The 13,147-nt window shown below is 47.6% G+C and carries 10 protein-coding genes; 4 read left to right on the forward strand and 6 right to left on the reverse strand.

The window, feature by feature from the left end:
• Nucleotides 1-38 precede the first annotated feature (38 nt).
• Nucleotides 39-1,958 (forward strand): phosphomethylpyrimidine synthase ThiC, encoded by a 1,920-nt coding sequence (gene thiC, locus EDC16_RS03665; RefSeq protein WP_132965531.1) that lies wholly within the window; start codon nt 39-41, stop codon nt 1,956-1,958.
• Nucleotides 1,959-1,994: 36 nt separating this feature from the next.
• Here thiC and bcp read toward each other — a convergent pair whose 3' ends face one another.
• The gene (gene bcp, locus EDC16_RS03670) at nt 1,995-2,462 is read right to left on the reverse strand and encodes a thioredoxin-dependent thiol peroxidase (protein ID WP_132965533.1); all 468 of its coding nucleotides are present in this window, start codon (nt 2,460-2,462) and stop codon (nt 1,995-1,997) included.
• 182 nt (nt 2,463-2,644) lie between these two features.
• Here bcp and dapA point away from each other — a divergent pair, with 182 nt between their 5' ends.
• A complete protein-coding gene (gene dapA / locus EDC16_RS03675; protein WP_132965535.1) occupies nt 2,645-3,544 on the forward strand; it encodes a 4-hydroxy-tetrahydrodipicolinate synthase in 900 nt (299 codons plus the stop codon).
• A 132-nt stretch (nt 3,545-3,676) separates the two neighbouring features.
• Here dapA and EDC16_RS03680 read toward each other — a convergent pair whose 3' ends face one another.
• Nucleotides 3,677-5,338, reverse strand: coding sequence for a putative transporter (locus EDC16_RS03680; protein WP_132965537.1), 1,662 nt, complete (start codon nt 5,336-5,338; stop codon nt 3,677-3,679).
• Nucleotides 5,339-5,527: 189 nt separating this feature from the next.
• Here EDC16_RS03680 and EDC16_RS03685 point away from each other — a divergent pair, with 189 nt between their 5' ends.
• Together EDC16_RS03685 and htpG are read left to right on the forward strand one after the other, a co-directional pair.
• The gene (locus EDC16_RS03685) at nt 5,528-7,312 is read left to right on the forward strand and encodes an ABC transporter ATP-binding protein/permease (protein ID WP_132965539.1); all 1,785 of its coding nucleotides are present in this window, start codon (nt 5,528-5,530) and stop codon (nt 7,310-7,312) included.
• A 903-nt stretch (nt 7,313-8,215) separates the two neighbouring features.
• Nucleotides 8,216-10,102, forward strand: a complete 1,887-nt coding sequence (gene htpG, locus EDC16_RS03690; protein ID WP_132965541.1) for a molecular chaperone HtpG — start codon at nt 8,216-8,218, stop codon at nt 10,100-10,102.
• Between the two features lie 91 nt (nt 10,103-10,193).
• On the opposite strand, the gene EDC16_RS03695 is transcribed toward htpG, so the two are convergent.
• The 4 genes from EDC16_RS03695 to EDC16_RS03710 are packed head-to-tail and all read right to left on the reverse strand — an operon-like array spanning nt 10,194 to nt 13,140.
• Complete coding sequence (locus EDC16_RS03695) at nt 10,194-11,150, reverse strand: phosphatidate cytidylyltransferase (protein ID WP_132965543.1); 957 nt, start codon at nt 11,148-11,150, stop codon at nt 10,194-10,196.
• Between the two features lie 9 nt (nt 11,151-11,159).
• Nucleotides 11,160-11,774, reverse strand: a complete 615-nt coding sequence (locus tag EDC16_RS03700) for a lysophospholipid acyltransferase family protein (protein ID WP_132965545.1) — start codon at nt 11,772-11,774, stop codon at nt 11,160-11,162.
• On the reverse strand, nt 11,771-12,412 hold the full coding sequence (locus EDC16_RS03705) for a CDP-alcohol phosphatidyltransferase family protein (RefSeq protein ID WP_132965547.1): 642 nt from the start codon (nt 12,410-12,412) through the stop codon (nt 11,771-11,773). Before EDC16_RS03705 ends, EDC16_RS03700 begins: the two co-directional genes overlap by 4 nt.
• Nucleotides 12,409-13,140 carry a 4'-phosphopantetheinyl transferase family protein gene (locus tag EDC16_RS03710; RefSeq protein WP_132965549.1) on the reverse strand — a complete coding sequence of 244 codons (732 nt, stop codon included), beginning with the start codon at nt 13,138-13,140 and terminating at the stop codon, nt 12,409-12,411. Before EDC16_RS03710 ends, EDC16_RS03705 begins: the two co-directional genes overlap by 4 nt.
• Nucleotides 13,141-13,147: the final 7 nt, after the last annotated feature.

Raw genomic sequence — 13,147 nt, forward strand, 5'->3', positions numbered from 1 at the left:
TCTTGGTTATTTTTACCGACTATAAAAGGAATTTGCCAATGTCTGACACCACTATTTATACCGAAACAAACAGCCGCCGCCAAAAACGGGCGGCGGCACAACAATTTATCAACACGCTGAAAGGGGCGCACTACCCCGGCTCAAAACGTATTTATCTGCAAGGCTCGCGCGCCGATATACAAGTGCCGATGCGTGAAATCCAGCTCAGCCCGACCTTGATCGGCGGCGATAAAAACCATCCGCAATACGAACCGAACGACGCGATTCCGGTGTACGACACCTCCGGCGTGTACGGCGATGAAACGCAAACGATCAATATCGCACAGGGAATCAAGGCATTGCGTGAGCAATGGATTGCGGAGCGGCAAGACACCGAAGTGCTAAGTGCGGTCAGTTCCGACTACACTCAAGCCCGTTTACAGGACAAGGCGCTGGACGAATTGCGCTTCCAACTGCAACGCCCTGCCCGTCGGGCGCAGACAGGCAAAACCGTGACCCAGCTGCATTATGCCCGTCAAGGCATCATCACGCCTGAAATGGAATTTATCGCCATTCGCGAAAATATGGGACGCGCACGGGTTCAAAGTGCGGTATTGTTGCAACAACACTCGGGTCAAACCTTCGGCGCCGACCTGCCCGCCGTTATCACACCGGAATTTGTGCGGCAGGAAGTGGCGGCGGGACGGGCGATTATTCCGTGTAATATCAATCACCCCGAATCCGAACCGATGATTATCGGGCGCAATTTTTTGGTGAAAGTGAATGCCAATATCGGCAATTCGGCAGTCACGTCTTCGATTGAAGAGGAGGTCGAAAAGCTGGTGTGGGCGACCCGTTGGGGGGCAGATACGGTGATGGATCTTTCGACCGGTCGCAATATCCACGAAACCCGCGAATGGATTCTGCGCAACAGTCCGGTGCCGATCGGCACGGTACCGCTCTATCAAGCGCTAGAAAAAGTGAAAGGCATTGCCGAAAATCTAAACTGGGACGTGTTTAAAGACACGCTGATCGAACAAGCGGAACAAGGTGTGGATTACTTCACCATTCACGCCGGCACGCTGCTACGCTATGTGCCGATGACCGCCAAACGTCTGACCGGTATTGTGTCGCGCGGCGGATCGATTATGGCAAAGTGGTGTTTGTCACACCACCAAGAGAATTTTTTATATAGCCATTTTCGTGATATTTGTGAAATTTGCGCCTCCTATGATGTGGCGCTTTCGCTCGGCGACGGGCTTCGCCCCGGCTCTATTCAAGACGCCAACGACGAAGCGCAGTTTGCCGAACTCTATACCTTGGGCGAACTGACCAAAATCGCTTGGCAATATGATGTGCAAGTGATGATCGAAGGACCCGGACATATTCCGATGCAGATGATCCAGCGCAATATGACCGAAGAGCTGGAACACTGCCACCAAGCGCCGTTTTACACGCTCGGACCGCTCACCACCGATATTGCGCCGGGCTACGACCATTTCACCTCCGGTATCGGCGCCGCTCTGATCGGCTGGTTCGGCTGTGCCATGTTGTGCTACGTCACGCCGAAAGAGCATTTGGGCTTGCCGGACAAAGACGATGTCAAACAAGGGTTGATCACCTATAAAATCGCCGCCCACGCCGCCGATCTCGCCAAAGGTCATCCGGCGGCGCAAATTCGGGATAATGCGATGTCGAAAGCCCGTTTTGAATTCCGCTGGCAGGATCAATTCAACCTATCGCTCGATCCGGAAACCGCACAAGCCTACCACGACGAAACCTTGCCGCAAGAATCCGGCAAAGTCGCCCATTTCTGCTCGATGTGCGGGCCGAAATTCTGTTCTATGAAAATCTCGCAGGAAGTGCGCGATTATGCCGCAAACCTGTCAAGCGAACAGCAAGCGGGCTTAGCCGAAATGTCACAGCAGTTTAAACAAAAAGGCGGAGAAATTTACCATTTACCGACTAATCTGAAATAGCGCTTTCGCTAACGGCGGCAGGCTGCTTGCTTGTCGCTATTTTTGCAGATAATCCAACACCAGCTGAGCATGATCTTTGGTTTTAAATTGATCAAACACCTGCTCAATCACACCGTTTTCATCAATCAAAAAACTGATCCGATGGATTCCGTCATAAGTACGTCCCATAAATTTTTTCTCACCCCACACGCCGAATTGCTCGGCAACTTGATGATCAGGATCGGACAACAAGGTAAAATTCAGTGCTTTTTTCTCAACAAAATTGTGTAATTTCGCCGGTAAATCCGGGCTAACTCCCAGAATTACTACGCCTAGCTGCGCCAATTCTGCTTTATTATCGCGCAGATCACAGGCTTGCGTAGTGCAACCTGGTGTCAAGGCTTTCGGGTAAAAATAAACCAGTACTTTACGCCCTCGAAAATCAGACAGCTTCACGCTCTCCGCGTCTTGATTCAACAGGCTGAACTCTGGTGCCAACGTACCGCACTTTAAGATAGATAACATTACTTTCTCCTTATTTTTTCCATTTTATGTTGTTCAAATTTATCACTAAAGCACACTTTTTTCACTTTTTTTGATTTATATGCAGGAAAATAGAAAAAGCACTTGCAAACTGTCGTCATTTTGGCAATCTAAGTTAAAATTTTCATCAATAAAACCAACAGAAAATCTACAGGAGAAGTTTTATGTCGGCCAGCAACCCTCTATTTTCAGGCAGTATCGTTGCCTTAGTCACCCCAATGGATAGTGCCGGAGAAGTCAATTACAGCGAATTGGAAGCCCTTGTCAATTTCCATATTGAAGCCGGAACCGATGCCATCGTTTCCGTCGGCACCACCGGTGAATCCGCCACACTCAGCATTGATGAAAATGTAAAGGTTATATTGAAGACCGTGGAATATGCAGCAGGACGAATTCCAATTATTGCCGGCACAGGCGCCAACGCCACCAGCGAAGCGATCACCATGACCAAACTACTGCACGGCAGCGGTGTTACTGGTTGTCTATCAGTGGTGCCTTACTACAACAAACCAACCCAAGAAGGCATGTTCCAACACTTTAAAGCGATTGCCGAAAGCACCGACCTACCACAAATTCTGTACAACGTACCGGGACGCACCGGCAGCGATCTGAAACCAGAAACTGTTGCCCGCCTAGCAAAAATCCCAAATATCGTCGGCATCAAAGAAGCCACTGGTGACGTCAGCCGGGTTACAACCATTAAAGCATTGGCAGGAGAAGATTTCATCGTACTGAGCGGCGATGACGCCACCGGTCTAGAAGCAATGAAAGCGGGCGGCGAAGGCGTGATCTCCGTCACCAACAACGTTGCCGCCGCCGACATGGCAAAAATGTGCCACTTCGCCCTCAACGGTGATTTTGCCCAAGCCGATGAAATCAACAACCGCTTAATGCCACTGCACAAAGACTTATTTGTCGAATCCAACCCGATTCCGGTCAAATGGGCATGTTACAAAATCGGCTTAATCAGCAACCCATTCCTGCGCCTGCCGCTGACCGTATTGAGCGAACAAGCCCAACCGATCGTGACTGCTGCACTACAAAGTGCCGGATTGCTGGAATAATGTTATTACTATAACGTCTTACATCCCTTAAAAATTCACCGCAGCATTAATGCTGCGGTGTTTTATTATCTATTGCTATTTATTGATGAATAACAAAACCGTACTTTGACAACCATAAAACACCTTCCCTCATCACTTCGCAAACAACAACAGTAAGACAGCCAGCACTTGTGGTGAGATGATGCGCATAAACATCACCAGTGGATAGACGGTTGCGTAAGAGAGGGCGGCGGCTCCACTATTCTCTTTGATGCCGTTGGCAAATGCCAATGCCGGTGGATCGGTCATGGAGCCGGCGAGCAGTCCGCTTAAGGTAAGGTAGTTCATTTTGCCGTAGATGCGGGCGATGACCCCGGTGACCATCAACGGAATAAAGGTAATAATGGCGCCATACATCATCCACTCCATGCCACTACCGCTTAACAAGGTGTCGAGGAAGTGTGCACCGGCTTTTAAGCCGACTACCGATAAGAAGAGGACTATCCCGATTTCACGCAATGCCAGATTGGCACTCGGTGGCATAAACCAGTAAAGTTTGCCGATGCTGCCGATTCGCGCCAAAATAAGCGCCACCACTAACGGCCCACCCGCCAAGCCCAATTTTAAGGCAACCGGGAAGCCCGGCAGAGCGATTGGAATCGATCCGACTAGCACGCCCAACAGAATCCCGATAAACACCGGTAGCATTTGCACCTGTTGTAATTTTTGCTGCGCATTACCGATCACTGCGGTTACGGCTTCGATGGCGTCGAGACGTCCGACCAAATTCAACACATCCCCGAATTGCAAACTGGTATTGCTGGTTGGCACCAACTCAATCCCGGCACGGTTTAAACGTGAAATCACCACTTCGTATTTCTGTTTTATTTTCAGATCACGAATTTTTTTACCCAGCGCCTGTTCGTTAGTGACCACCACCCGTACAGAACGCAATTCCGTACCACGCGTAGAAAGCGACTCTTTCACAATTTCGCCCACCACCAACTGCACTCGATGCAAATCCGGCATATCACCGACCAAGTGCATAATATCGCCCAACTCCACTTGTGTATCCGCATGCGGCACGATCAACTCATCACCACGTTTTAAACGGGAACACAGCACATTTTTGGCTTCGAATCCTGGAATATCGCGAATTTTTAAACCGCTGATGTTCGGATTGCTCAGCTTCACATTCAAGCTGCTGAGGCTTTCTTTGTCATGCCCCGACTCTTTTTCAAACTGTCGGTGTTCCTCATCAATTTTAATCTTGAAGAACAAGCGAATCAGCCAAATCGCCAATAGAATACCGCAGATCCCAAACGGATAAGCAATTGCATATGCCATCCCCATGGTTTCGGTGATGTTGGTCATGCCCAGCTCTGCCAGAATTTGCTGCCCGGCCCCTAAAGACGGGGTGTTGGTCACCGCGCCAGAGAAAATCCCGAGAATAATCGGCAATTCAACACCAAACAATAGGTGCAACACAACCACCAGCAGTGCGCCCAGCAACACAATCATCAACGCAAACAGATTCAGTTTCAGCCCAGATTGCCGCAATGAAGCAAAAAAGCCGGGACCAACTTGAATCCCGATTGTGTACACAAACAGGATCAAGCCGAATTCCTGAATAAAGTGCAGGGTATGAGATTCGAGGGTCAACCCATATTTATAGGTGAAATGTCCGACCAAAATTCCGCCGAACAACACCCCACCGATACCGATTCCAATCCCTCTGATCTTTAAATGCCCCAACCACAATCCGATCACGGCAACCAAAGCCAGTAGGCTAATCGTGATAGCAATATCACTCATAACATCTCCTATAGATTATTTATAAAAATGAACTGGCGCTATTATACTCGTGTTGTCTGGCTAAAAGTTTGTTATAGTGCAAACTTTTAAAACAAACTCAATATTTTTTACAGAAAAATTTTAGCTTTTTGTTAAACTTTTTCACCATTTGAGAATCAAATGCTTACTATATGTTAAATCTGGATTTTTATGAATTTACGACAAGAACTTTTTGACTCGGCGCTCTGGTTGGCTCAGGCTTTTTTTGGCAGCTTTTTGTTTTTAATCATCCTCACCATGTTGCTGATCAAATTCAGCCGTTGGGGCAAGCAATTTTGGCAATTGACGGCGGATTATATTGATCTTAAAAACAATCTGAAAGCCATTATTCTCTTTATGGTCATTGTGCTGCTGTCATTAATGGCGGTGCGCTTGAGCGTGTTGTTTTCGAATTGGTACAATACGATGTACACCGCATTGCAAGAAATGAATGTGAATACGTTCTGGAGTTCAATTGCATTGTTTACTGTGTTAGCAAGCATTCATATTGTACTCAGTTTAACCAATTTTTATTTATCACAACGTTTTATTATTCAATGGCGCATTAAATTAAATCAGCGATTTATTGATCGATGGACGGCAAACCGCACTTATTATAAAACCCAATACAGCTACAACCAACTCGATAACCCCGATCAACGGATTCAACAAGATATTCAATCTTTTGTCGCCAGCACACTCAGTTTTTCCACCGGATTGATCAGCGCAATTACCTCCATTGTGGCATTCACCTTGATCCTATGGAACCTATCAGGGCCACTCTCGGTCTTTAACGTCGAGATTCCGCACGGCATGGTGTTTATCTCGTTTAGCTACGTCTTAATCGCCTCACTGTTTGCTTTTAAAATCGGACGTCCATTGATTAACTTAAATTTTTTGAGTGAAAAATTGAATGCAAACTACCGCTATTCGCTGATTCGAATCAAAGAATATGCCGAAAGCATTGCATTTTATAAGGGCGAAAAAACTGAGCGCAATATTTTGCTGAACCAGTTTGATCAAGTGATTGCCAATGTTTGGCAGATTGTGTATCGAACCCTGAAATTCTCTGGTTTCAACTTTGTGGTCAGCCAAACCTCGGTGATTTTTCCATTTCTGATTCAAGCCGGTCGCTTTTTTAGCCAACAAATTTCGTTAGGCGATTTAATGCAAACCGCCAATGTATTCGGTCAATTGGACAGCGCCCTCTCCTTTTTCCGCAATTCATATGACAATTTTGCCTCGTATAAAGCCACATTGGATCGTCTGACCGGCTTTAACAGTGCCATGCGCAGCGCTGAGCAATTGCCAATGCCGACCATTCACGAACATTCGGATCGCTTGCAAGTCAGCAATTTAACAGTGAAGACCCCGACGTACACCACGTTAATCAAGCAATTAACCCTCGATCTCCGACCAGATAGCCGTTTGCTGATTCAAGGTCCTTCTGGTGTCGGTAAAACCACGTTGTTACGAACCTTTGCCGGGTTATGGGCATACGCCGACGGTGAAATCGCGACACCAAGCAATGCGCTGTTCCTGTCACAAAAACCGTATTTGCCGCAAGGCAGCTTATTGGCTGCATTATATTACCCCAATGAAGCGCCGGAAAAAGCCGATTATCAACATGAGGAAGCAGTGTTACAGAAAGTCGCATTAGCACATTTGAGCGAAAAACTGACCCGCAATGAGGAGTGGAGCCAAATTCTGTCGTTGGGCGAACAACAACGCATTGCGTTTGCCCGGGTATTATTGAACAAACCGCAAATTATCTTTTTAGACGAAGCCAGCGCCAGTATGGATGAAGGCTTGGAAGACGCAATGTATCGCCTACTGCTGCAAGAACTGCCAAACAGCACCGTGATCAGCGTCGGCCATCGCTCTACGTTGAAACGCTTCCATACCAACCTGCTACATATTGAACAGGACGGCGGTTGGTACTTGGAAAACGTATAAAAGCCACAAAGTGCGGTTTGAACTTGGGTTATACCGCACTTTCTTTTTTTCATTCATTTAAAATTTAACTATCGAGTTTCGCCGATGGCGACTTACTTTTTTGATTCACAAAATCATAAATGATTTTGTTCACCCTACGGGTCGTTGCCAAAGGCAACGCTCAAAAGCTATCGCTTTTGTGCTTGTACAAAAAAAGTAAGCAAAAAAATACACCCCAGTTGTAGTGCTGATCTTCGCCTTTGCTAATTTCTACGGTCAATTTGTAAACTTGCCTGCTACGCAGGCTCCGGACACAACAAATTGACCTTGAAATCTTCACGCAAACGCTCAGGCACTACAGATGGGGAATTGAAAACCAACCGCACCGCACTTTGATTTTTCTATTTATAATTAAGTCGTTATATCTTGGGCGCATTCAATGCGCCCCTACATTTAGGGCAATACTTCCGTCACAATTAAAATCTTGTATTCTGCGTCGTGTTCTTCGGGTTCCCTCATGAACTGCCTGAGCGTGTGTGACATTTGTAGGGAAATTTTTTTGTTTGAGCGCAGCGAGTCTGCCTGCGAAGCAGGCGCATTAAAAATTTTCCGTTAAGCAAATTCACACTAAGCGAAGATCAGCAGTTCATTAGGGTGTGCTTTCTTTTGCCTACTTTTTTGTACAAGCACAAAAGCGATAGCTTTTGAGCGTTGCCTTTGGCAACGACCCGTAGGGTGAACAAAATCATTTATGATTTTGTGAATCAAAAAAGTAAGTCACCATCGGCGAAACCCGATAGTTAAATTTTAAACGAAAAGTGTAAATCAAACCAAACCGCACTTTTCCCCTTGAAATCCCCCCAACCGCTCCCATATCTAATCCTAACCAAATTTTGTTTAACTAAAGAAAAATAGGAAACAACAATGAGCAATAATCAAGAAACCCGTGGTTTTCAATCTGAAGTCAAACAGTTACTGCAACTGATGATTCACTCCCTCTATTCCAATAAAGAAATTTTCCTGCGCGAGCTGATTTCCAACGCCTCCGACGCAGCGGATAAATTGCGCTTCAAAGCTCTGTCCGCCCCGGAATTATACGAAGGCGACGGCGATCTGAAAGTGCGGGTCAGCGCCGACAAAGACAAAGGCACCTTGACCATCAGCGATAACGGCATCGGCATGAACCGTGAGCAAATCATCGATCACCTGGGCACAATTGCCAAATCCGGCACCAAAGAATTTCTTAACAGCTTGGGGGGGGATCAAGCCAAAGACAGCAAATTGATCGGACAATTCGGGGTCGGTTTCTACTCTGCCTTTATCGTTGCCGACAAAGTCACGGTGAAAAGCCGTGCCGCCGGGGAAAGTGCGGTTCAGGGCGTGTTGTGGCAGTCTGCCGGCGAAGGCGAATATGACGTCGCCGATATCGAAAAAGCCGATCGCGGCACCGAAATCACCTTACACTTACGCGAAGATGAAAAAGAGTTTTTAGACGACTGGCGCTTGCGTCAAATCATCAGCAAATATTCCGATCATATTGATCTGCCGGTCGAGCTACTGGTCAAAGAGTTCGATGATGAAGGCAAAGAAAGCGGCGTAAAATGGGAAAAAATCAACAAAGCACAAGCGTTGTGGACCCGCAATAAAACCGAGATCAGCGACGAAGAATATCAAGAGTTCTACAAGCATCTCAGCCACGATTTCAGCGATCCGCTGCTGTGGGCGCACAATCGCGTCGAAGGCAAACAAGAGTACACCAGCCTGCTGTATCTGCCGACCAAAGCGCCTTGGGATCTGTTCAACCGCGAACATAAACACGGCTTGAAGCTGTATGTGCAACGGGTGTTTATTATGGACGATGCCGAACAATTTATGCCGAACTACCTGCGTTTCGTCAAAGGCTTGATCGATTCCAACGATCTGCCGCTGAACGTGTCGCGTGAACTGTTGCAAGACAACAAAGTCACCGCTGCGCTGCGCAAAGCCCTGACCAAACGTGCCTTGGGCATGATTGAAAAATTGGCAAAAGATGAAGATAAACAAAAATACCAAAACTTCTGGCAAGAGTTCGGCTTGGTGCTGAAAGAGGGATTGGCGGAAGATCACACCAATCAGCAAGAAGTGGCTAAACTGCTGCGCTTTGCTTCCACTCACAACGACAGCAGCGAGCAAAACGTCTCATTGCAAGACTACGTTGCACGCATGAAAGAGGGGCAGAAAGCCATTTATTACATCACCGCCGACAGCTACATCGCCGCCAAAAACAGTCCGCACTTGGAACTGTTTAATAAAAAAGGCATCGAAGTTTTGCTGCTGTCCGACCGGATTGACGAGTGGGCATTGGGCTATTTCAACGAATTTGACGGCAAACCGCTGCAATCGGTGACCAAGTCCGATTTGGATCTGGGCGATCTGGCCGATAAAGCGCAAGAAGAAGCACAAAAAGAGCAGGATAAAAACTTCGGTTCATTTATCGAGCGGGTGAAAGGCTACTTGGGCGAGCGGGTAAAAGAGGTGCGTTTGACTCATCGCCTGAGCGATACCCCAGCGATTGTCTCCACCGACAACGATCAAATGACCACGCAAATGGCAAAACTGTTCGCCGCCGCCGGACAACCGGTACCGGAAGTGAAATATACGTTTGAGTTGAATCCTGAGCATCCGCTGGTCAAGAAAACCGCAGATACTGCCGATGAGAATGCCTTTGGCGAATGGGTCGAGCTGCTGTTCGACCAAGCGATGCTATCCGAACGTGGTGCCTTGGAGAACCCGACAGCATTTATCAAACGCATCAATAAACTGCTGGCGTAATCTCTTTAAGCCTTAAAGCATAAAGTGCGGTCAAGTCTGATGATTTGACCGCACTTTTTAGTATATGCGCTTGAGCGTCTTAAACAGAGTGTTAAAAATAGGTATAACGCACCAGATGGAAAAATACCGGTGCGGCAAACAGCACTGAATCAATGCGATCCATAATGCCACCGTGACCGGAAATCATCGTGCCCCAATCTTTGGCGCCCATGCTGCGTTTGACAGCTGACAGCGACAAACCACCAAGAAAGCCACAAATCACTATCACTAACGAAAACAGCGCAGCATAGCCGATACTGAACGGCGTGATCCACCAAAGTGCGGTACCGATCGCCACCGCAATCGCACCACCACCGAACAAGCCTTCTACTGTTTTGCTCGGGCTGACATTCGGTGCCAATTTATGTTTGCCGAACAATTTACCGACCACATATTGAAATACATCACTCAACTGCACCACAATTAACAGATACATCAACAGCAACAAGCCTTGCCCCTGAAACTCCAAGTTCTGTAACAATAACAGTGCCGGTGCGTAACTGAGGCAATAAATCGTCAACATCATGCCCCACTGGATTTTGGTGGTGCGCTCAAAAAAGGCCTGCGTATCGCCGGATAACGCCTGAATTGCCGGCAGAATCAAAAAGCCGTACACCGGCAAGCACATCACAAACAGTCCGTACCATTCAATGCCGATCAACCAATATTGCAGTGGAATGGCGACATAAAAACAGAACACCAGCGCCCAATAATCGGCACGACGGGTCGGCGTCAGGGTGATAAATTCGCGCAGGGCGAAAAACGAGAGCAAACCGTATAACACCAACGTTGCCACTTTACCAAAAATAAAGCACAGCACTAAAATCGCCACCATCCCCCACCAGGCATTAATCCGATGGTTCAGGTTATCGATCACATCACCGCTTTTTTTATACGCCAGCCAACGTCCGATAACGGTTGCAATCAGCAATAATGCCAACATCCCGCTCAGCACCCACCAAAATTTGCTCGGAATGCTGTTCACGGCTTCACTTAAAAAATTCAACATCGGCAGCTCCTATTTTGCTGATTGCGGCAAAGGTTGTGACAAGGCGATCACCGCTTGTCTGGCTTGGTGTAAGAACTCGGCTTTATCCCATTTTACATCAACCTGTAACGGCTCGCCAAAAGTGACCGAGCAGGTAAACGGCAGCGGTAAAAATGCACCTTTCGGCAAACTGCGACCAGTGTTATCCAGATAAATCGGCACCAGCTCCACTTGCGGATAACGCTGTCGCAAGTGATATAATCCTGATTTAAACCCTGCCGGTTGGCTTTCGGCAGAGCGAGTGCCTTCCGGGAAAAGAATCAGCGAATCCCCTTGCTCAAGTGCGGTATACAGCGGCTGCAACGGATCATCGCTGTTGCCCTCACGATCAATCATCACCACATTCAGCGCTTTTTTGGCAATCAAACCGCGCAGTCCACCCTTATCCCAATAATCTTTTGCCGCAACCGGGCGAATTTTGGCACGAAATTCCGCATTAAAAGACGACCAAATTGCCAGCGTATCCAAATGGCTGGTATGATTGGCAAAATAGATCCGCTGTTGTCCACTGGGCAAGTTATTGCGCCAATGGGGATAGGCGCCGATCAACAGTTTGGTTAGCGTAGCAAGTAAGGAGGCAATCATGTTGACCTCGCTTGCGTTTCCAACTCACGCGAAATGGCACGTGTCCGCAAAACACAGGTCAGTAACGTGCCGACAATCAATAACACCAGCGCCAACCATAACGCATATTGACTGTACCATAGCTGCCATTCCACCGCCCCGATTAAACACCCCGCCGTCAACAACGCCATGCGGTGCGGTTTTGCCATTGGGCCGCTGAAGCGTTGTTCCAAGCCTAACGAACCACCAAGCAAACGGATATAAGCACTCAGCGCCGCCAATAAAGCCCCTAGCCAGCCCAACCACGGCTGCCCGACAGCTGCAGCAAACGCCAGAATCAACACCGAATCCGCTATACGATCCGGAATTTCATTATACAGCACACCGTTGGCCGTTTTTTTGCCGCCTTCTACGGCTACCATGCCGTCTAATAAGTTACAGAGTAAGCGCAGTTGGATAAAAAGTGCAGCCAAAATCAGCCCGACGGCATTGGGCGAAAATGCTAACAATAACCCGCCGAATAAGGCAACTACGATACTGAGCAGGGAGATTTGATTCGGGGTCGGTATGCTGCGCTGCGCTAAGTTTTTGGCTAATGCCTGCGCCCAACGGCTACTGCGCGTTGCAAGCGGACGACGATTCTTCTGATTTTCTGTCATATGTTGTCCTTATTGACTTGATAAATGAACTGTTTTGTCAAGTTGGCAGAATTTATGTCGTTTTGCCAGACCAAAATTTGCGGCAGCTGTTCACCTGCTTGTTGTAAAAAATAAGCGAGATAAAATGGTAATTCGTCGGTAAAAAACAGCTTGCCTTGCGGTGCGTAAACACATTCAATTTGTAATCTGTCGGGGCGATGAATAACTGAACGTAGTTTGACAATGCCGACCCCTTGCGATTTCAACACGGCTTCACGCAGACACCAAGTGCGGTAAAATGCCGCTTCGGCGTGCGGTTGTGCCGCAAACCAATCCTGTTCTGGTTGCGAAGCATAAAACCGTAATAACCCGTTAAAATTGCGTGTTTTTTGCGGGCTTTCAATATCAACTGCTACCGCCACCGCACTTTCACTTTTTTCTGCAACCGAAATCACCACAGCCACCCAATCTGCCGAATGGCTGATATTAAAATCAATATGCGGTGCAGCGGCAAAATAAGGGCGACCACTTGGGGTGCGTTGAATCTGTTGGAGCAAGCTCAACGGCTGCTGAAAATATTCCAACAACTTTGCCAGCAAAAAATGCGCCAAAATACTGCACTGTCGTCGTTGCTGCCTGCGGGCATTATTGCTATTAGCGGCGTGCAATAAACTATTCGGCAAATAGCGCTGTAATTCAACCCGTGTTGGCATTTGCGCCAGGTTGCCCCAAATTACTGCAGTTTGCATAACGTCT

The organism is Testudinibacter aquarius (assembly GCF_004342725.1).
GTDB lineage: Bacteria > Pseudomonadota > Gammaproteobacteria > Enterobacterales > Pasteurellaceae > Chelonobacter > Chelonobacter aquarius.

Coding starts and splice junctions, on each gene's coding strand:
- EDC16_RS03695 (WP_132965543.1), bottom strand. CDS start 11,150: ATGTTGAATTTTTTAAGTGAAGCCGTGAACAGCATTCCGAGCAAATTT.
- EDC16_RS03705 (WP_132965547.1), bottom strand. CDS start 12,412: ATGACAGAAAATCAGAAGAATCGTCGTCCGCTTGCAACGCGCAGTAGC.
- EDC16_RS03700 (WP_132965545.1), bottom strand. CDS start 11,774: ATGATTGCCTCCTTACTTGCTACGCTAACCAAACTGTTGATCGGCGCC.
- EDC16_RS03710 (WP_132965549.1), bottom strand. CDS start 13,140: ATGCAAACTGCAGTAATTTGGGGCAACCTGGCGCAAATGCCAACACGG.
- EDC16_RS03680 (WP_132965537.1), bottom strand. CDS start 5,338: ATGAGTGATATTGCTATCACGATTAGCCTACTGGCTTTGGTTGCCGTG.
- thiC (WP_132965531.1), top strand. CDS start 39: ATGTCTGACACCACTATTTATACCGAAACAAACAGCCGCCGCCAAAAA.
- EDC16_RS03685 (WP_132965539.1), top strand. CDS start 5,528: ATGAATTTACGACAAGAACTTTTTGACTCGGCGCTCTGGTTGGCTCAG.
- bcp (WP_132965533.1), bottom strand. CDS start 2,462: ATGTTATCTATCTTAAAGTGCGGTACGTTGGCACCAGAGTTCAGCCTG.
- htpG (WP_132965541.1), top strand. CDS start 8,216: ATGAGCAATAATCAAGAAACCCGTGGTTTTCAATCTGAAGTCAAACAG.
- dapA (WP_132965535.1), top strand. CDS start 2,645: ATGTCGGCCAGCAACCCTCTATTTTCAGGCAGTATCGTTGCCTTAGTC.